We start from the raw sequence: 17,431 nt of genomic DNA, 5'->3' as shown, positions 1-17,431 counted from the left end.
CCGCACGCGGCGGACGCGCCAGACGTCCGGGAAAGAAAGGTGTTTGGCTTTGGACGCCACTCGTCCGCCGCGCGCCCCCGGAATTTCGGGCAATTCTCGGGATGACTTCGGCGCTGCCAGGCCTTGACCCCTTACCTCGATTACGAGGCCCTGCGCACGCGCAGGGCGGGCCAGTCGGGATTCTCCACCGGCTTTTGAACCGGCTCGCCTGGATCAACGTCCCTAGGGTGCCGGCGGGCCGTTACCTCCCGCCAGCCCCCATCCTCCGGGGCGTCCCTCCTGAAACCGAACGGTACCGGCCCGGCTCCTTCAGGAAGGATGAGGGGAGATTACACCGGCGCGGTACCCGGCCGGATTGGCGCGGCTGTTTTTTCTTGGGTCCGCGCCCCCGGATCTGTCATCCCGGCGCAGGCCGGGACCCGGCAGAAGCTTGGCGCAGCTTGATTTTTCCGGGCCCCGGCGTTCGCCGGGACGAGCGGAAAATAATTTGCGGGCGCGGGGTCAGGGGGCCGGTTTTTGTTGCGCAAGGGCATTTGAACGCGACAAAATCCGGGCGCGATGTTGCCGCAGACCCCTGCGGAGAAGGGCGCCGGTTTCTTTGTGCGCTGGGTCCCGGCGTTCGCCGGGATGACACGGGGCGGGCGGCGGGATTGTGGGCGAATGTGTAGGGTGGGTTGAGCGGAGCGATACCCACCGCGCCAAGCAACAAAGGTGGGTATCGCTCCGCTCAACCCACCCTACGTTTGCTGGGCGGTTTCCGGTGATCTTCATGATCTCGATCGTGGCGGCGCTGGGGGCGGGAGGGTTGGTGGTCTAGGAGGCTTTTAGGCGGCGAAGCATTTGCCTCGCGAGCTTGAAATCGATCTTCGACGACAACGCTTCCACGTCCAACCCGTGACATTTTCTGAGTGGCAGTTCAGATCCGCAAGGGCAAGAAAAATGCCCTTTAATGTGTGGGTAGGAAAGTATTGTCAGATATCGCACCACTCCTTGTTCGGACTTCGAGATACCCAAAACTTTCGCAAACGCGACGATAACGCCTTTCATTCCGTGCGGCAGTTCACCGAACGGCCAGTCTTCGCCTCTATCGACCAACGCTTGGCCCAGAAAATAGTCTGATACTGGTCCGTTCATGAAACCGGCAAACGATCTGTCGTCCGTCTCGGCAAGCCATGCTTCCCAAACCGTTATGCAACATTCGCCGTTGTCTCCATTCATGTGCCTTGCTGGCGTTCGAGGAATTCGGCCGGCAGTTTCAAAAACCTTCGCCTCCTCTTCCGGGAAATTTTCTGTAACGAAGATTTGAACTTCAAACTGATCGGACGGGATGCCTTTTGCATAGACCACGAACGTCCCAAACATGCGGAAGCCATTGTCTGAGCGGGCTAGCGTTAGGTTCGGCTGCTCGGCATTGAGAAACTCCGCTATCTCTTCCAACGTAACCATTGTCGAACTGAGTGTTTAACGACTCCACGGCGAACTGCGTAATCCAGAACTTTGCCTTTCTCTAGCCTCTTCTTTCAGCCGGTCGAGAGCACTGTCTGAACTCCCCTTCAATGGAACTGCAGACTTGGTTTCCTTTTTGGGCTCTTCAAAATACGAATGCCGAAACACTTTCTTCCAAGCCCAACGCGCAGATGAGTCATCAACATCGTCCGCATCAAGTCCATCGAGGTGCTCAAGCATTTTCTTTGCGTCTTCGATAAAACGCTCGAGTCGGACAACATCGTTGTCATCAGAAATTTTGACGCCGTTTGCGTAAACTGGAGACAGAGAGCTCCGCTGACTGATGCTCCTAATCGTTTCCCGTAGAGACCAATCGTCTCGGCCCGCTTCGGCTTTATAGCTCTCAATGGCGAGAGCGGTCGCAAGCAGGCCACTTGGATGTTTCTTCGACGAGTGGAAAGACCGGACTTTTGCGATGTACTTCACAAATCGGATGATGCGGCGAAGCTGGTAGCCATCATCCGAATCTGGACTGAGATCTTCGATTTGCTTTTCAATCCACTGATTCATGGATGTCGGATCAGACTCGACCCATTCGTCTGAGGCTGAGAGTTCGTACTTCCAGTTTTCGCCGCTCTGAGTCCTTCGAAAAACTGGAAAGTCGCATTGGTAGCCATCTGCATAAACCACGCGAACGCACTTGGGTTTGCATTCGGGATCATACTTTAAGTTTGTCGCTTTTTCAGCGATCGCGTCTCGGACCCAGCCCCTGGTTGTCTTTGCGCTTGCAGAGTCGGCGTTCTCGAAAACTAGGCCCATATCGATGTCGTAGAGCGTCTCAAAGTCGCCTTCTGGCGGTTGCACCATCGTCTTTTGGGCATACCCTCCTTGGTTGATCGTATCCACCAAAGCGGGTTTCTTTAATTCGTCGAGCCCGTCGCAAACGCGCTTGTGGTTGGCCTGCCTCCGGCGACGCATTTCGGCGCGCTGCGCGTTTGTCAGACGTACATATTCATCATGAAAAATCTTCAGATTCTTTGAAAAATCGAACATAATGCGACCTCACCTAAGGTAATCTACTACCACATCTTGATTGGCACTGTATACTACCGAGTGCCAATAAGCAAGATCAAATGGAGAACGCCATGTATCCGCTGTTCGACCGCAAAGCTTGGGTGTTTGCAATGACACTGATCCTGCTGTTTTCTGTCGCTCTTTTCAGCTCATCGGAAAAGTTGAACTTAAGTCTCTCGGATTGGCGCGTTGCCTCTTTGGGGGCGGCAGCCTTGATCGCCTGCGTAACGCTTAGTGTTGGCAAACATTGGCACCTATCGCCATGGCGCTTCGTTTGGCGAACGGTGCCCGCGCTAAACCGGTGGGTCTTCCCCGACATAAATGGAGTTTGGGTCGGAACATGGAGTTCTAACTGGCCAAAAATTCAAATGATGAGTGAACTGGCGCAGTCACAAGGCGCCATTGAGGCAGCCGATCTAGATCGCATTGCGGAACAAGAAGGTCGGATCGTCCTTGAAATTCGCGCGTCTTTTTTCTCGGTTCGTATCAATGCGTACAGTGAGCAGACCCGGAGCCATTCGAAGTCTCTAACTGCGCGCCCAATTCGTTGCCCGGACGATCAGGTAAGGCTTGTCTATGTTTACCTCCAAGAGGTGTCCGACCCGCAGTCGTCCGACGATTCAGTTCACTTGGGAGCGGCAGAACTCGAATTCCATGACCATGATTTGGAAAAAGCTGACGGCATCTACTGGACCCGACGAAAGTGGAAGCAGGGTTTGAACACAGCGGGCAAGATTGACCTTCGAAGAGTTTCCCATAGTCGGAGTTCGAGCAGATCGCTTAAAAGCTATCTGTAACTGTCAATTCTCGTGGCTGTAGCTCTGCCAACTCAATCAATCGCCTCTCTCTTCCGTCCGTCTGCGGACAGATAAATCTCGCCGCCCTTGTCCATGAACTCCTTGGACTTCTCTTCCATGCCTCGCTTTGCTTCGGCGGCCTGCCGTTCGAGGCTCAGGCGTTCGTTTTCGGTCATGCCGGCGGCGTAGTCGCGGACTTCGGCGGTGATTTTCATGCTGCAGAATTTCGGGCCGCACATGGAGCAGAAGTGGGCCACTTTATGCGCGTCTTTCGGCAGGGTCTGGTCGTGGAAGTCGCGGGCGGTTTCGGGGTCGAGGGCGAGGTTGAACTGGTCTTCCCAGCGGAATTCGAAACGGGCGCGGGAGAGCGCGTCGTCGCGCAGCTGGGCGGCGGGGTGGCCCTTGGCGAGGTCGGCGGCGTGGGCGGCGATGCGGTAGGTGATGACGCCGACTTTCACATCGTTGCGGTCCGGCAGGCCGAGGTGTTCCTTCGGCGTGACATAGCAGAGCATGGAGGTGCCGAACCAGCCGATCATGGCGGCGCCGATGCCGGAGGTGATGTGGTCGTAGCCGGGGGCGATGTCGGTGACGAGGGGGCCGAGCGTGTAGAAAGGCGCCTCGCCGCAGAGGGCGAGCTGCTTGTCCATGTTCACCTTGATCTTGTGCATCGGCACATGGCCGGGGCCTTCGATCATCACCTGGCAGCCTTTGGCGTGGGCGACTTTCGTCAGTTCACCGAGGGTTTCGAGTTCGGCGAACTGGGCGGCGTCGTTGGCGTCGGCGATGGCGCCGGGGCGCAGGCCGTCGCCGAGGGAGAAGGAGACGTCATAGGTCCGCATGATGTCGCAGATTTCGCCGAAATGTTCGTACAGGAACGATTCGCGGTGGTGGGCGAGCATCCATTTCGCCATGATCGAGCCGCCGCGCGAGACGATGCCGCAGACGCGCTTGGCGGTGAGGTGGATATAGGCGAGGCGGACGCCGGCATGGATGGTGAAATAATCGACGCCCTGTTCGCATTGCTCGATGAGGGTGTCGCGGTAGACCTCCCAGGTGAGATCTTCGGCGACGCCGTTCACTTTTTCGAGCGCCTGATAGATCGGCACGGTGCCGATGGGGACGGGGGAGTTGCGGATGATCCATTCGCGGGTGTTGTGGATGTTGCGCCCCGTCGAGAGGTCCATCACATTGTCGGCGCCCCAGCGGATGGCCCAGACCATTTTCTCCACTTCCTCCTCGATGGAGGAGGCGACGGCGGAGTTGCCGATATTGGCGTTGATCTTGACGAGGAAGTTGCGGCCGATGATCTGCGGCTCGAGTTCGGCATGGTTGATGTTGGCCGGGATGATGGCGCGGCCGCGGGCGATCTCTGAACGGACGAATTCGGGGGTGATGTGTTCCGGGATGTCGGCGCCGAAGGAATTGCCCTGCGCGATTGTGGCGGCGGCGGTGGCGAGGGCTTCGCGGCGGCCAAGGTTTTCGCGCTCGGCGACGTAGATCATTTCCTTCGTGATGACGCCGGCTTTCGCGAATTCGTATTGGGTGACGAGGGGCCTCCCCTCGGCATTGACCGGCGGGTCGAGGTCCATCGCGCAGGGCGAGGAGGCGCATTCGACTTTCTGGATGCGGGCCATGCCGCGCAGGGGGCGGTGCTTCACAGGGAACTCGCGGGCGAGATACTTGCCGGTGGCGCCGCCATTGTCTTCCGGCTTCACATCGCGGCCGTCGTATTCCTCGACGCCGCCGCGCTCGAGCACCCAGTCGCGGCGCGTGCGGGCGAGGCCCTTCTCGACGTCGATGGTGACGGCGGGGTCGGTGTAGGGGCCGGAGGTGTCATAGACCGGCAGCGGCGGTTCGTTCGCAGACGGATGAAGGTCGATCTCGCGGTGGGGGACGGACACGCCGGGCGCAGGGGTCGTGTAGACCTTGCGGCTCGCGGGCAGGGGACCGGTCGTGACGGTCGGCGGGGTGAACTCGGCGGGGTTGGTCGGCTTGTTCATTTGAGTGCTCCGCAATTGGAATGAGCCTGCCGACCGTGTTTCGCCAACACAGAAGCAAACAGATCAGGGTTCTTGATGTTCGAAAGAATTGTCCGGTTCATGAAAGGTAGCAGGGAGGGAAGCCCCGCGGCAGACGGACTGGATTTTAACAGCACGTTGGATTGGCCGTTCTGGCGTCGTTCCAAACGCAAGTTGTCTATCGGGCCAATTTTCAGGCTGTAGTTGCGCCATCTCGTGTTCGTCAGAATCAACCGCTTCTGGGTCAGCACGTGAACGGAGTTCTTCAGCGCTTTCAGGAGCTCAAGCGATCCCAAAACGGGAAGCAGAGTCACTGCGCCAATGACGATCACACTCCAAGCCCATACCCACCATGGATGGGAAGCAGGCGTTCCAATTGAGAGCCCGATCAAGAAACCCAGCAGAATGATTGCTGACCAGAGAATTGAAATGCCCAAACACGAGAAGGCGAAATACGTGATATCCGGCGATCCAAACCTGCGTTCCTGAAACCAGAGGATTTCTTCGCCGGCTCCGAGGAGCTGCGAGAAATACGCGTTCATCTTTGGATCTGTCAGGCAGCCCACAAATTCTCCGTCCCTCGCGCCGGCATGACCCGGATCAGGTTCAAAGGGTAACTCTCAGCCCGGCACCATGCCGGACACCCCTCGGATGCGATGCAGTCTAGGCGGTTTTGGCCGGCGCGCCTAGGGGGCGCCGGCCGGGCAGGCCGCGTCAGCCCTGGTAGTTCTCGTTGAGCATCTTGAAGGTCGCGTCGAAGCGGCCTTCGGCTTCGGCGTTGCGGAGGAATTTCACCTGGCCTGTCAGGTTTTCCTTCGTCTCCGGCAGGGGGGTGAAGTTCGCCATCGTCTCGGTGATATAGTCCTTCAGCGGCATGTACTGGCTGCGCTTCGACTGGCCGGGGGTGAGTTCGGTCTGCACGCCGGGCGGGGCGATCTCGATCACCTCGACGGAGGTGTCCCGCAGGACGTAGCGGAGCGATTGTGTCCAGGAATGGAGGGCAGCCTTCGAGGCGCTGTAGGTGGGCGTCGCCGTCAGCGGGACGAAGGCGAGGCCGGAGGTGACGTTCATCACGGCGGCGGCGGATTGCTTGCGCAGGTGGGGGAGCAGGGCGGCGGTGAGGCGGATGGGGCCGAGGATATTGGTGGCGACGATGGCTTCGGCGACGGCGAGGTCGACGGGGTCGGCGAGCAGGTCCTCGCGCGCCATGATGCCGGCATTGTTGATGAGGACGTTGAGGGCGGGGAAGTCGCGCGCCAGTTCGGCGGCGAAGCGCTGGATATCAGCGGCGTCGGCGGCGTCGAGTGTGCGGGCGTGCAAGCCGGAGCGGCCGTCGATGGTCTCCTCGAGCGATTTGAGCGTGCGCCCGGCGACGATGACAGTGTTGCCGAGGGCGTGGAATTCGCGGGCAAGCTCGCGGCCGATGCCGGAGCCGCCGCCGGTGATGAGGATGGTGTTGCCGGTCATTTTCATGGGGAGTTCTCCTTGGCTGCGGTGTTGAGCGGAAGATGGGAGTGTGCTCTCCTGATGAAAGAAGGCACCCGAAAGAATTATACTTACCGGAAAGAGAGTGTGGGCGATGGCGCGCGCGAAAACGTTTTCAGCTGAGCAGGTTGCCGAGGCGGAGGCGCATCTGGATGCGCCGTCACCGGAGTCGGACCCGCGCGTCGATGCGCTGGTCAACGAGCTGATCGGGCGGGTGGCGGACAAGTGGACAATGCTGATGCTGGAAGTGCTGCAGGAGGGCGGCGTGATGCGCTTCTCCGAAATTGGCCGGAAGGTGGACGGCATCAGCCAGAAGATGCTGACGCAGACGCTGCGGCTGATGGAGCGCGACGGGCTGGTGACGCGCACGGTCTATGCGGTGGTGCCGCCAAAGGTGGAGTATGCGCTGACGCCGCGGGGCGAGAGCCTCAGCGCAGCGTTCTGCGGCGTCTGGGTCTGGGCCGAGCGCCATCTCGCGGAGATCGAGGCGTCGCGCGCGGCGTTCGACGCGCGGACCTGATACGGGAACCCCGGCGCCAGGCGAGGCGTTGCGGTGGCATGAACTTCTCGAAAGGAGCTCCGCCATGAGATTCCTGCACGCCGTCGTCACCCTCGTCCTCGTGCTGTTCTTCGTCAGCATGGTCGCCATGCGGCTGACCTACGGTTCGTTCGCGGTGGCGGGCGCCGTGATGGACCGGTGGATGGGCGTCACCGCGGAGGAAGTCGGCAGCGCGGCCGAGGACGTGGCCGACAAGACTGACGAAGTGGCCCGCGACATTGCCGACGGGCCCGACGACGAGAATTAAGCGGCGCGCCCCCTATGGCTCGCAGTAGAGCGTGCCGGTGCCGAGATCGAGGACGAACTGGTCGTAGAATGACTGGACCTCGTTGAAGAATTCGTCCGGACACTGCATGTTGTTCAGGGTCGCAAAGGTATCGCGCACATTGCCGCAACCGCGCTTGAACGGCTCGACGGCGTAGTTGGTGCCATAGCGGCCGGTGGCGGCCCAATTCAGGGCCATGCGGTGGGCTTCGGCCATATTGCCGCCCGCGCGCTCGAGGCCGGCAGCTGCGGCGGTGTCGCAGCGGGCATAAAGGTCGCCCAGCTCGCGCTCGGCCTGTTCGCGGGCGCGGGATTCATCTGCGGCGCGGGACGCGGTGGCCGCATTCGACAGGTACAGGGCGTAGCGTTCCGGGCCCATCAATTGGGCGCGCTGCGGGTTGATCTCGGCGACGCCGCCGTTGGCCGTGGCGATGCAGCGGTCGGCCATTGCGGTGAGGCCGTCCTTGCCGATCCTGTCATTGTAGTGGTTGGCACGCGCATCGAAGAGTTCAGTGCCTTCGGTCAGCGAAGAGTCGGTCGCGAGGAAGGCCTGCAGGTAGCGTTCGCTGGCCTCGCCCGTGGCATAGCCCCAGGCCAGGGCGAGCGCGACACGGCAGTCGATCCGGTCTTCTGTTCCGGGGCGTGGGTCGGGGTAGATTTCCGCGGACGTCCAGATGCGCTTGGGCGCAGGAGGCGCCGTGTCGGCCGGCGGCGCTGCAGACGGCGGGGGCGCCGGGTGGGCCTCGGCGTAGCGCGCCAGCATCAAGGCCGTTCCCTTCGAGAGGTCGATGTTTTTCTTGCCGCTCGCGGCGGAGACACAGAGTTTGGCGGGGTTGGCGAGTTCCTTTTCCGTGAACAGGCCGAGGACCTCGCTGGCATCCGGATCGAACTTGACCAAGCCCTTGCGGCTGGCCTGGTCCGACCACCAGAGAGAGGCGTCATCGAAGGTCTTCGCACCCTTGCCGCCGCGCAGGTTCAGGAAGTGTGCATAGGTGTATTCGCGGCAGGCGTTCATGTCGTCCTGCGTCCAAGCGACAGGCGGCGTGTCGGCGCGGCCGGGGGTGGTGAGGGCGGCAAGGGAAAGGCAGGTAGCCGCGGCCAATACAGGCAGCAGGAGGCGGGCGCGCATGAAGTCTCCGGGAGGTCAGATGCGGCGCAAAGCTAGCGCGGCACGGTCCGGGGCGGCAACAGGGTTTCTACGGAGACAAACCTTCAGCGCTGGCGTTCGAAGAAGGCCAGCAGTTCGGCCTCGATCCGGTAGTCGGTCTGCGGACGGGACGGCCATTCGTGGCCGCCTGTGTCTGCCGCGGTGGCGACCAGTTCGGATCCGCCGGCGCAGCTGCGCGTGGTGGCGGTGAGGCCAGATGGCGCGGGCAGGGGCGCGGCCGGGCCGCAGGATTTTAGTTCGGAGACTTTCGCTTCGGCCTTGAGGAAGCCGAGATGCGGTGCGGTGCGCCAGCGTTCGGCCTTGTCGTCCGGGTTGCCATCGAAGCTCAGAACCTCATCATCCTTGGCGTGGTACATGAACACGGAGGTGCGATCCGGCACGTCGGGCTGGTCGGCGAAGATGGCGCCGCTGATCGGGGCGATGGCGCGGGGGGTGACTTTCATCTGGCCGGCGAGGCGCCAGGAGAGCATGGCGCCATTCGAGTGACCGGTGAGGAAGATCCGTGAACGGTCGATACCGATTTTCTTGTCGATCGCCTCGACGGCGGCGTCGGCATAGGCAGCCTCGTTGACCTTCTGTCGCTGGGCATAGGCGCAGCAATGGACGGCGTTCCAGGTGCGCAGCTTTTCGCCGTCGCGGCGGGCCGAACCGTTCATGTAAGCGACGGCGTAGCCGGCATCATTGAGCGTGCGGGTGAGCTCGCGCGATTTGTTTGCCATCCAGTCGTCGCCGCCGCCGCCGCCATGGAACACCATGACGAGCGGCACGGGGCCTTTGGCTTTCGCCGGGGCGTACAGGATCAGTTCGCGGTCGGTCTTGCCGGCCTTGACGGTCAGCGTTTCGGGCGCGGCGAAGGCGGGCGAGGCGAGCGCGATCAGGGCGAGGGCAGCGAGAAAAAGGCGGCGCAGCATGGGTCAGACTCCGGGAGGCGTTTCCGGGGTTCAACGCCTGCGATTCCGATTTCCGTCGTTTGTGATCCTGTGTCCCGGCTTTCGCCGGGATGACAGACGGGCCGTCTAGCCGAGGCGCGCCTTTGTCTCGGCGGTCCAGCCGATGAAGATTTCGCCGTCCGCTTCGATGACGGGGCGTTTGATCAGGGTCGGGTTGCCGAGCAGGAGGCCTTCAAGGCTGGAGCCGGAGGCGCGGGCTTTGTCTTCGTCGGAGAGACCGCGCCAGGTGGTCGAGCTGCGGTTGACGAGCTTCTCGCCGGCCGCCGCAATCCAGCGGGGCAGGAGGGAGGGCAAGTCGGCCTCGGCGCGGATGTCGACAACCTCGCACGTCTCGCCGGAGGCTTCGATTTCCTTCACCGCCTTCTTGCAGGTGTCGCAGTTCTTCAGGCCGAACAGTTTGATGGACATGGGCACGATCTCCTCGGCTTGCGAGCCTCGCAGGTAGGGGTTCACACGGCCGCGCGCAACGGACTAAGGGGCCTGTTGAGCGCGGCTAAGGGGTCAGGCCGGGTCGTCGACGTAGACTTCGCCGCCGAGATCGTCGAGGCGGCCCTGAAGATGCGCGCGCACATCCTCTACGGCCTGGTTGTAGACGCCTGGGCCGATCAGGGCGACCATGCGGTCGACGAGTTCGCCGGCGCGGAAGTCGCTGAGGGATTCGTCGAAGTCTTCCGCGAACATCTTGCGCACATGATCGATCAGGCGCTGGCGGCGTTCGGGCGAGAGCTTCAGCGCCTTCATGGCTTGAGGTTGGGACGGACGACGCCAACGATGGGGCCCATGTCGAGGCCGGACTCGTTGCGCTCGAGCGAGGGCGCATAGACCTTGGAGACGGCGCCATCGAGATAAAGCGCGTTCGGCACGTCCAGCTCGTCGCGGAACAGGCGGGCGAAGGTGTGGAAGTTCACGGCCGCATCCGAAATGACGAAGACGACGCGGTGACCGTCGGCGCTGACGCCGACGCCGTTGCGGCGGCGCACGCTGGTGCCATCCGGATTGAGCACCGGGTGCAACTCGCCGTCGACGACGAGCATCGGGCCGGACTGGGTCGCGAAGCGGGGCGGGTCGTCCTTGAAGCGCTCCGCGTAAGCAAGGGTTTCGGTCACGCCGGCCTCGCCGTCATCGATCCAGAAGACGCCGTTCGGGAGCATGCCGAAATTGCCGGGGCCGGCATTGGTGACGAGGCCCATCTCGGACTGTTCTTCCTCGACATAGAGGCCGACCGGGCGGCGGTCCTCATGGTACATGCCGGCGTTCATCGCGAAGACGAGGCTGCCGCCCTTGCCGGCGACGTAGTTCGCGAGCCGGTCGAACTGGCCAAACGGCGCGCCGGTATCGTCGCGCAGGAACAGGCGGATATCGTCCGTCTGCGTGTCGAAGCTGCAGACCAGGTAGGGCGTACTTTCATAGGTGACCGTCTCGCACGGACCTTCACTGGCCTGGGTGCAGGCAGACAGGACGGCCGCTAGGGCCGCCAGGAGGAACCGGCGGAACATGGAACATACCTAATGGGCAGCGGGGGATTCGCAAACAGCGCAGACCTGACTGGGGTGTGGAATGGCGTTGCGCGCGGCGGCGCCGGGCCGGCGATCTGATATTTTAGATATATCGATTCTTGTCATTTCGATATATCGGAACAATATGCGTTTCCGATATATCGAAAGGAGTGAACTTCATGTATCGCAAGCATCATCATCACGGCGGATCCTCGATCCGCATTTTCGTCGGCGAAGGCCGGGAGGGCTGGCATATGCGCCACGCACGCGGGCATGGCAGAGGGCATCGGCATGGCCGGGGCGGTAACCGCCGGGCGCTCGACCATGGCCACCTGCGCCTGCTGCTGCTGCAGTTGACCGCGGAGGCGCCGCGCCATGGGTACGACCTGATCCGCGAGATCGAAAGCCGTACCGGCGGCGCCTATGTGCCAAGCCCGGGCGTCATCTATCCGGCGCTGGAGACGCTGCTCGACCTCGGTTGGGCGGCGGCGGAGACCGAAGGCTCGCGCCGCAGTTTCCGCATCACGCCGGAAGGGGAGGCGGAACTCGCGGCCCAGGCAGAGCACCTCGCGCAGATCAATGCGCGGCTCGGTGCGCTCCAGGCGAGCGATGCCCCTGAAGACCCCGAAGACGTTCGCGGCGCCATGCGCCGGTTGCGGCACGCGGTGATCTCGGCTTACCGGGAACGTCCCGAAGACGGCAAGCGCCGCAAGGCGATCGCCGACATCCTGACGGATGCACAGGACCGGATCGGCAAGCTCGCGGACGACTGACCGTGTTTACTATCGAAGGAGGGAGGGGATATGCTTTTCCCTCCTTTTTTGTCGGTCAGGCGACTGAAAAGCGCGCGGGGAGGCTGGATGCGAGAAGTTTCACCGATCGGCTTAAACGAATTTTCGAGCGCCTCTGATACCGGTGCCAGCCAGCGATATGGCGACGTCGCGCGGCAGGGAGGCCGGGCACTTGAATCTCTGGCGGAAAGAAGCGCGCGAAGAGCGCCTGCGCCTGTCCAACCTCAAGGTTGAGCACGCCGCGTTCATCCGCGGCAAGCAGCTCTATACCTTTCGCGAATTGCTGCCTTTCGGGCTGACTTCCAGTTCGGCCAATGCGTCGCTGGTTTTCACCTACCTCGCGTTTCATGCGCCGTCGCAGGCCTTGTGGCTCTGGGGCACGCTGATGGCGCTCATGGGACTGCTCGGCTTTCATGCCAGCTACCGTGTGATCCGCCACAAGAGCGAGCCGCGGCCACGCACCGCGAGCGAGCTCTACCGGCCGATCGTCGAGTCGACTCTGCTCGGCCTCGCCTGGTCGATCTTTCCGGTCCTGTTCATCCCTGTACTGAGCGGTTTCGACCTTGCCATCGTGCTCTGGGTGTGCGCCGGGATGATGACGGGCGCCGCCTTCGTGCTGTCGACCTTGCCGGCCGCTGCGATCCCGTTTGTCGCCTCCCTGTCTTTCGGTACGGCCTTGGGCATACTTCGCTCGGGCAGCGGTCCGGCCCAGCTCTGGCTGCTGTTGCTTCTGGGAATCTTCACCATCGTGATGATCAAGGCTACGTCCTGGAACTATGCGAGCCATGTGCGCTCCTGGCTGCAGCGCGTGAAGCTGCGCGACCAGACGCGGGAGCTGGAGGAGAACAATGCGGTCATCAGCCTGCTGCTCAACGAGTTTGGCGAATCGTCCTCCGACTGCCTGTGGGAGCTGGATTCCGAGCTGCGCCTGACACGTCCGTCAAAGCACCTTTCCGAACGCACAGGCATGCCGGTCGAAATGCTCGACGGCGCGCCGATGCTGAATTTCTTCGACAAGGACGTTCCGGAAGCGCGGACCGAACTGGCGCGCCTCGCCGAAGCGCTTGAAGCGCACGACTCCTTCCGTGAGATCCGCCTGCCGGTGAAGCAGCCGGGCGGTACGGTCTGGTGGGAGATGTCGGCCAAGCCGGTGTTCAACGACCTTGGCGGGTTCGAAGGCTACCGCGGTGTCGGTACCGACATCACGGAAAAGCGCTCGGCCGAGAAGAAGATCGAATTTCTCGCACACCACGATTCGCTGACCGGCGTTCCCAAGCAGCATGTATTGCTCGAAGCCCTGCAGGCCGCGGCCAGTGCCTTTGCCGACCGGTCCGAGATATTCGCCCTTCACTGCATCGACTTCGACCGGTTCAAGACGATCAACGACGTACACGGACATGCGATCGGCAACGCCGTGCTGCAGGCCGGCGCGCAACGCATCCTGAAGGCGATCGGACCAAATGATATCGTCGCCCGCTTTGGCGGCGATGAGTTCGTGATCCTCCAGCGCAACATTTCCGGACCGGGAGAGGCGATGGCGCTCGCCCTGACGATCCAGGAAGAGATGACGCAGCCGATCTTCACCGAGACCGAAAGTGTGCAGACGACCGTCAGTGTCGGGATTGCCCTGTTTCCGGATCATTCGGGTGATGCAAACGAGCTGTTCCGGTTCGCCGACATGGCGCTGATGGCGGCCAAGGACGGCGGACGCGCGGCGGCGCAGTTCTTCGAATCGAGCATGAACGATGTCGTGCGCCGGCGCACGTTGATGGAATCGGACCTTCGCGGCGCGCTGGCCAACAACGAGTTCTGCCTGCATTACCAACCCATCGTGGACGCCAAGTCCGGCGAAGTGCGCGCCTATGAGACGCTGATCCGCTGGAACCATCCGAAGCGCGGCCCGGTAAGCCCGGTGGAATTCGTGCCAATCCTCGAAAAGACGGGCATGATCTGGCAGGTGGGCAACTGGATCATCCGCGAGGCGCTGGCGGAAGCCTCAACCTGGGATCCGTCGCTGCGCGTCTGCATAAACCTCTCGCCCTTGCAGGTGCAGAACCGGTCGCTGACGATGATCGTGACGCATGCGCTGGCGCAGACGGGCGTTGATCCCCGGCGGGTCGATTTCGAGATCACCGAGACGGCGCTGTTTGACGGCGCCGAGGACAGCCTCAGCGTCATGCATGCCCTGCACGACCTTGGAGCAACCGTGTCGCTCGACGATTTCGGAACGGGCTATTCCTCGCTCAGCTACCTGCGCAAGTTCCCGTTCAACAAGATCAAGATCGACAAGTCCTTCGTCGACCAGCTTGAAACGAGCCCCGAATGTGCAGCCATCGTCGAAGCGGTCGTCTCGCTAGCCGGAAAGCTCGGCATGCGGACGACGGCAGAAGGCATCGAAAATGCCGAACAGGTGCGGCGACTGGTCGAGGAGGGCTGCACCGAGCTGCAAGGCTACCATTTCAGCCGTCCGGCTTCTGCCGTGGAACTTGAGCGGCTCGGCCTGCTCAAGCGGCGCAGCGCCGATCCCGCGCCGGTCCCGGAAAAGGTGGCAAACGACGACAGGCCGCCCCTGCGTCTCGTGCACGCGCGCTGAGGCCTTTCAGGCCGGCGGCGTGCCTTCAAGCGACTGGCGGCGCAGCTCGCTCGCCCGCACCTTCACACTCTCGGAGCGCAGCTGTCCGCAGGCGGCGAGGATGTCGCGTCCGCGCGGCGTGCGGATCGGCGAGGCATACCCGGCGCGGTTGAGAATCTCGGCGAAGGCTTCGATCGTATCCCACCCCGAACATTCGTAAGGGCTTCCGGGCCAGGGGTTGAACGGGATCAGGTTGATCTTCGCAGGAATACCCTTCAGCAGGCGGACGAGATCGTGCGCTTCGGCAACCGTATCGTTGACGCCTTTCAGCATGACATATTCGAATGTCACGCGCCGCGAATTGCCGACGCCGGGATAGGCCCGGATCGCGTCGAACAGTTCGGCGAGATTGTACTTGCGGTTGATCGGCACGAGCTCGTTGCGCAGGTCGTCGTTGGTGGCATGCAGCGAGATCGCGAGCATGGCGTTGGTGCGTGCGCCAAGCTCGGGAATTTTCGGGGCGACGCCGGCTGTAGAGACCGTGATGCGGCGGCGGCCGATGGCGAGCCCGTCGCCGTCGGAGATCGTGTCGATCGCTTCGGCGACGTTGTCCAGATTGTAGAGCGGCTCACCCATGCCCATGAAGACGATGTTGGTGAGCAGGCGGTCTTCTTCCGCGCTCGGCCACTCTTCCAGTGCGTCGCGGGCAATCAAAACCTGCTGGACGATTTCAGCGGCCGTCAGGTTGCGCACGAGGGCCTGGGTGCCGGTATGGCAGAAGGTGCAGTTCAGGGTGCAACCCACTTGCGACGACACGCACAGCGCGCCGGCCTTGCCGACGTCCGGGATGTAAACGCTCTCGCCTTCGACGCCGGGGGCAAACCGCGTCAACCATTTCTGGGTGCCGTCCCGCGAGACCTGATGGTCGGCGATCTCGGGCCGCGCGATCACATAGGTGTCCGCCAGGCGGGCCCGCAGGTCCTTCGCAATATCGGTCATCACCGAGAAATCACGGGCTCCGAAATGGTGAATCCACCGGCGCAGCTGCTTGGCGCGCATGCCGGCCTGTTTAGGATCAAGTCCAAGACCCTCCATCTCGGCTTTGAGGGCCGGGATCGACAGACCCGCGAGCGTTTTCGGGCCGGAAGGGGGCGTGGAACGCCTGGAGAGATCGAGCGTTGTGGTCATTCGCGGGCCTATAGCATGCAGGGGAAATTAAGGAAAACCGCTCCGCACATGGATGGAATGTAAGATGGCAGATGCTTGATCCTGCCTTCTTTTTGTCGCCGAATTGCGGGAACTGACCGGCTGTTGGCGTATATTCATACGGGTTGCCGCAAAGAGCGGCCCATCAAGATCATGAAAAGGGAGTCACCTCATGAACAAGCCTATGATCCTCGTCGCGGCCATGGCGCTGCCGCTGTTCCTGCAAGCCTGCCAGACCGGCCCCAGCCAGCGCGTCCTGACGGGCGGCGCGGCCGGTGCCATCCTCGGCGCCGGTGCCGGCATGATGGCCGGCGGTGACGACAAGCGCAACGCCGCCATCGGCGCGGCTGTCGGCGCCATCGCAGGGGCCGCCGTGGGCGGCTACATGGATGAGCAGGAGCGCAAGCTGAAGGAAGCGACCGCCGGGACGGGCATCGAAGTCGACCGCGTCGGCGACCAGCTGCAGCTCACCATGCCGTCGAACGTCACTTTCGCGGTCAACAGCGCGACGATCCAGCCGGGCTTCTACGGCCCGCTGAACGACGTCGCCGCAACGCTCGTCGAGTATCCGTCGACCGCTGTCGACATCATCGGCCATGCCAGCTCTGACGGCGCCGACGACTACAACATGACGCTGTCGCAGCAGCGCGCGACGTCGGTGCGTACCTACCTGATCAACCAGGGCACGCAGGCTGTCCGCATCAATGCGATCGGCATGGGCGAGACGCAGCCGATTGCCGACAACTCGACCGCCGAAGGCCGCGCGGCCAACCGCCGGGTCGAAATCATCCTGACGCCGATCACGCAATAAGCGCGCGATCCCGTCAGGGCGAATGACAGGTGCGGGCGGCGGTCGATGGATCGCCGCCCGCATCGCGTTCGGGGGCGGGTGCCTCGGAAGCGGGTTTTCAGCAGGAATTCGCGCAGCGGTATATGGTGTTCGGCGGCGAAACACCGATCGTGGCGCCCATGACAAAGACTTCTCCCCCGGTCCGGGCAAAGGGCCCCTTCGCCCGGAGCGCGCCGTACCGGGGCCTGTTCTCGGAGTTCATCCGGGGGCTGTCCTGGCTCTACCTGAAGGCCACGGGGTGGCGCGTCGGGTCCGACTGGCCGGTGCACGTGCCGAAGTCCGTGATTGTGGCTGCGCCGCATACGTCAAACTGGGACGGGCTGACCATGGTGGCCGTGGCGGGCTGGTACCGGGTCAAGCTGAACTGGATGGGCAAGGCGGCGCTGGTGCGCGGACCGCTCGGCTGGCTGGTCAAGCGGTCAGGCTGCATCCCGGTTGAACGGTCGAGTTCGAATGACGTGGTGGAGCAGATGCGCCAGGCCTTCGCGGCCCGGGATGTCATGCACCTCGCGGTCGCCCCTGAAGCGACCCGCAACGCCAATCCCAATTGGAAGACCGGCCTCTACCATATTGCCCGGTCGGCCGGGGTGCCGCTGCTGATGGCGGTGCTCGACTACCGCACGCGGGTGCTGCGGCTGGACGGGCCGCTGGAGCTGACCGGTGACATGAAGGCCGACCTAGCGAAGGTCATGGAGAGCTACGCGGAAGCCGACGGGAAATACCCGGAACGGTTCGTACGCCCGGACTGGTAGGCG

At 62.6% G+C, this 17,431-nt stretch carries 18 protein-coding genes and 1 riboswitch; of the genes, 7 read left to right on the top strand and 11 right to left on the bottom strand.

The window, feature by feature from the left end:
• Window positions 1-813: 813 nt before the first annotated feature.
• Window positions 814-1,446, bottom strand: coding sequence for a hypothetical protein (locus IPK75_04595; GenBank protein MBK8197628.1), 633 nt, complete (start codon window positions 1,444-1,446; stop codon window positions 814-816).
• 15 nt (window positions 1,447-1,461) lie between these two features.
• Window positions 1,462-2,499, bottom strand: coding sequence for a hypothetical protein (locus IPK75_04590; GenBank protein MBK8197627.1), 1,038 nt, complete (start codon window positions 2,497-2,499; stop codon window positions 1,462-1,464).
• Between the two features lie 92 nt (window positions 2,500-2,591).
• Here IPK75_04590 and IPK75_04585 point away from each other — a divergent pair, with 92 nt between their 5' ends.
• Entirely contained in the window at window positions 2,592-3,317 is a 726-nt protein-coding gene (locus IPK75_04585; GenBank protein ID MBK8197626.1) for a hypothetical protein, read from the top strand.
• A 32-nt stretch (window positions 3,318-3,349) separates the two neighbouring features.
• Here IPK75_04585 and thiC read toward each other — a convergent pair whose 3' ends face one another.
• The 3 genes from thiC to IPK75_04570 form a co-directional block, all read right to left on the bottom strand.
• Entirely contained in the window at window positions 3,350-5,317 is a 1,968-nt protein-coding gene (gene thiC / locus IPK75_04580; protein ID MBK8197625.1) for a phosphomethylpyrimidine synthase ThiC, read from the bottom strand.
• Window positions 5,314-5,877 (bottom strand): hypothetical protein, encoded by a 564-nt coding sequence (locus IPK75_04575; protein MBK8197624.1) that lies wholly within the window; start codon window positions 5,875-5,877, stop codon window positions 5,314-5,316. The genes thiC and IPK75_04575 overlap by 4 nt, the downstream gene beginning before the upstream one ends.
• Before the next feature lie 17 nt (window positions 5,878-5,894).
• Window positions 5,895-5,993, bottom strand: a riboswitch (TPP riboswitch).
• A 56-nt stretch (window positions 5,994-6,049) separates the two neighbouring features.
• Window positions 6,050-6,808, bottom strand: a complete 759-nt coding sequence (locus IPK75_04570) for an SDR family oxidoreductase (GenBank protein ID MBK8197623.1) — start codon at window positions 6,806-6,808, stop codon at window positions 6,050-6,052.
• 106 nt (window positions 6,809-6,914) lie between these two features.
• Here IPK75_04570 and IPK75_04565 point away from each other — a divergent pair, with 106 nt between their 5' ends.
• Window positions 6,915-7,340 (top strand): helix-turn-helix transcriptional regulator, encoded by a 426-nt coding sequence (locus IPK75_04565; protein ID MBK8197622.1) that lies wholly within the window; start codon window positions 6,915-6,917, stop codon window positions 7,338-7,340.
• Between the two features lie 64 nt (window positions 7,341-7,404).
• Window positions 7,405-7,626 carry a hypothetical protein gene (locus IPK75_04560; GenBank protein MBK8197621.1) on the top strand — a complete coding sequence of 74 codons (222 nt, stop codon included), beginning with the start codon at window positions 7,405-7,407 and terminating at the stop codon, window positions 7,624-7,626.
• A 12-nt stretch (window positions 7,627-7,638) separates the two neighbouring features.
• Here IPK75_04560 and IPK75_04555 read toward each other — a convergent pair whose 3' ends face one another.
• The 5 genes from IPK75_04555 to IPK75_04535 form a co-directional block, all read right to left on the bottom strand.
• Entirely contained in the window at window positions 7,639-8,772 is a 1,134-nt protein-coding gene (locus IPK75_04555) for a hypothetical protein (GenBank protein ID MBK8197620.1), read from the bottom strand.
• A gap of 83 nt (window positions 8,773-8,855) precedes the next feature.
• The gene (locus IPK75_04550; protein ID MBK8197619.1) at window positions 8,856-9,722 is read right to left on the bottom strand and encodes a hypothetical protein; all 867 of its coding nucleotides are present in this window, start codon (window positions 9,720-9,722) and stop codon (window positions 8,856-8,858) included.
• Window positions 9,723-9,827: 105 nt separating this feature from the next.
• Window positions 9,828-10,169 carry an ArsC family transcriptional regulator gene (locus tag IPK75_04545; protein MBK8197618.1) on the bottom strand — a complete coding sequence of 114 codons (342 nt, stop codon included), beginning with the start codon at window positions 10,167-10,169 and terminating at the stop codon, window positions 9,828-9,830.
• Between the two features lie 93 nt (window positions 10,170-10,262).
• Window positions 10,263-10,502 carry a DUF2164 domain-containing protein gene (locus tag IPK75_04540; protein MBK8197617.1) on the bottom strand — a complete coding sequence of 80 codons (240 nt, stop codon included), beginning with the start codon at window positions 10,500-10,502 and terminating at the stop codon, window positions 10,263-10,265.
• On the bottom strand, window positions 10,499-11,257 hold the full coding sequence (locus IPK75_04535; GenBank protein MBK8197616.1) for a phosphodiester glycosidase family protein: 759 nt from the start codon (window positions 11,255-11,257) through the stop codon (window positions 10,499-10,501). The genes IPK75_04540 and IPK75_04535 overlap by 4 nt, the downstream gene beginning before the upstream one ends.
• A 179-nt stretch (window positions 11,258-11,436) precedes the next feature.
• Between IPK75_04535 and IPK75_04530 the strand changes: the two genes are divergently transcribed.
• Both IPK75_04530 and IPK75_04525 read left to right on the top strand, forming a co-directional pair.
• Window positions 11,437-12,030, top strand: coding sequence for a PadR family transcriptional regulator (locus tag IPK75_04530; GenBank protein MBK8197615.1), 594 nt, complete (start codon window positions 11,437-11,439; stop codon window positions 12,028-12,030).
• Window positions 12,031-12,220: 190 nt separating this feature from the next.
• Window positions 12,221-14,641, top strand: coding sequence for an EAL domain-containing protein (locus tag IPK75_04525; protein ID MBK8197614.1), 2,421 nt, complete (start codon window positions 12,221-12,223; stop codon window positions 14,639-14,641).
• Between the two features lie 6 nt (window positions 14,642-14,647).
• Here the strand turns inward: IPK75_04525 and rlmN are convergent, their stop codons facing one another.
• A complete protein-coding gene (gene rlmN, locus IPK75_04520) occupies window positions 14,648-15,808 on the bottom strand; it encodes a 23S rRNA (adenine(2503)-C(2))-methyltransferase RlmN (protein MBK8197613.1) in 1,161 nt (386 codons plus the stop codon).
• 190 nt (window positions 15,809-15,998) lie between these two features.
• Here rlmN and IPK75_04515 point away from each other — a divergent pair, with 190 nt between their 5' ends.
• Window positions 15,999-16,637 carry an OmpA family protein gene (locus tag IPK75_04515; protein MBK8197612.1) on the top strand — a complete coding sequence of 213 codons (639 nt, stop codon included), beginning with the start codon at window positions 15,999-16,001 and terminating at the stop codon, window positions 16,635-16,637.
• Between the two features lie 158 nt (window positions 16,638-16,795).
• Window positions 16,796-17,428, top strand: a complete 633-nt coding sequence (locus tag IPK75_04510) for a 1-acyl-sn-glycerol-3-phosphate acyltransferase (GenBank protein ID MBK8197611.1) — start codon at window positions 16,796-16,798, stop codon at window positions 17,426-17,428.
• Window positions 17,429-17,431: the final 3 nt, after the last annotated feature.

This window comes from Acidobacteriota bacterium, from assembly GCA_016712445.1.
Taxonomy (GTDB): domain Bacteria; phylum Pseudomonadota; class Alphaproteobacteria; order Caulobacterales; family Hyphomonadaceae; genus Hyphomonas.
The sequence above is the reverse complement of the archived record's forward strand: the minus strand, read 5'-3'. Positions and strand labels throughout refer to the sequence as shown.

Coding starts and splice junctions, on each gene's coding strand:
- IPK75_04595 (MBK8197628.1), bottom strand. CDS start 1,446: ATGGTTACGTTGGAAGAGATAGCGGAGTTTCTCAATGCCGAGCAGCCG.
- IPK75_04590 (MBK8197627.1), bottom strand. CDS start 2,499: ATGTTCGATTTTTCAAAGAATCTGAAGATTTTTCATGATGAATATGTA.
- IPK75_04585 (MBK8197626.1), top strand. CDS start 2,592: ATGTATCCGCTGTTCGACCGCAAAGCTTGGGTGTTTGCAATGACACTG.
- thiC (MBK8197625.1), bottom strand. CDS start 5,317: ATGAACAAGCCGACCAACCCCGCCGAGTTCACCCCGCCGACCGTCACG.
- IPK75_04575 (MBK8197624.1), bottom strand. CDS start 5,877: ATGAACGCGTATTTCTCGCAGCTCCTCGGAGCCGGCGAAGAAATCCTC.
- IPK75_04570 (MBK8197623.1), bottom strand. CDS start 6,808: ATGAAAATGACCGGCAACACCATCCTCATCACCGGCGGCGGCTCCGGC.
- IPK75_04565 (MBK8197622.1), top strand. CDS start 6,915: ATGGCGCGCGCGAAAACGTTTTCAGCTGAGCAGGTTGCCGAGGCGGAG.
- IPK75_04560 (MBK8197621.1), top strand. CDS start 7,405: ATGAGATTCCTGCACGCCGTCGTCACCCTCGTCCTCGTGCTGTTCTTC.
- IPK75_04555 (MBK8197620.1), bottom strand. CDS start 8,772: ATGCGCGCCCGCCTCCTGCTGCCTGTATTGGCCGCGGCTACCTGCCTT.
- IPK75_04550 (MBK8197619.1), bottom strand. CDS start 9,722: ATGCTGCGCCGCCTTTTTCTCGCTGCCCTCGCCCTGATCGCGCTCGCC.
- IPK75_04545 (MBK8197618.1), bottom strand. CDS start 10,169: ATGTCCATCAAACTGTTCGGCCTGAAGAACTGCGACACCTGCAAGAAG.
- IPK75_04540 (MBK8197617.1), bottom strand. CDS start 10,502: ATGAAGGCGCTGAAGCTCTCGCCCGAACGCCGCCAGCGCCTGATCGAT.
- IPK75_04535 (MBK8197616.1), bottom strand. CDS start 11,257: ATGTTCCGCCGGTTCCTCCTGGCGGCCCTAGCGGCCGTCCTGTCTGCC.
- IPK75_04530 (MBK8197615.1), top strand. CDS start 11,437: ATGTATCGCAAGCATCATCATCACGGCGGATCCTCGATCCGCATTTTC.
- rlmN (MBK8197613.1), bottom strand. CDS start 15,808: ATGACCACAACGCTCGATCTCTCCAGGCGTTCCACGCCCCCTTCCGGC.
- IPK75_04515 (MBK8197612.1), top strand. CDS start 15,999: ATGAACAAGCCTATGATCCTCGTCGCGGCCATGGCGCTGCCGCTGTTC.
- IPK75_04510 (MBK8197611.1), top strand. CDS start 16,796: ATGACAAAGACTTCTCCCCCGGTCCGGGCAAAGGGCCCCTTCGCCCGG.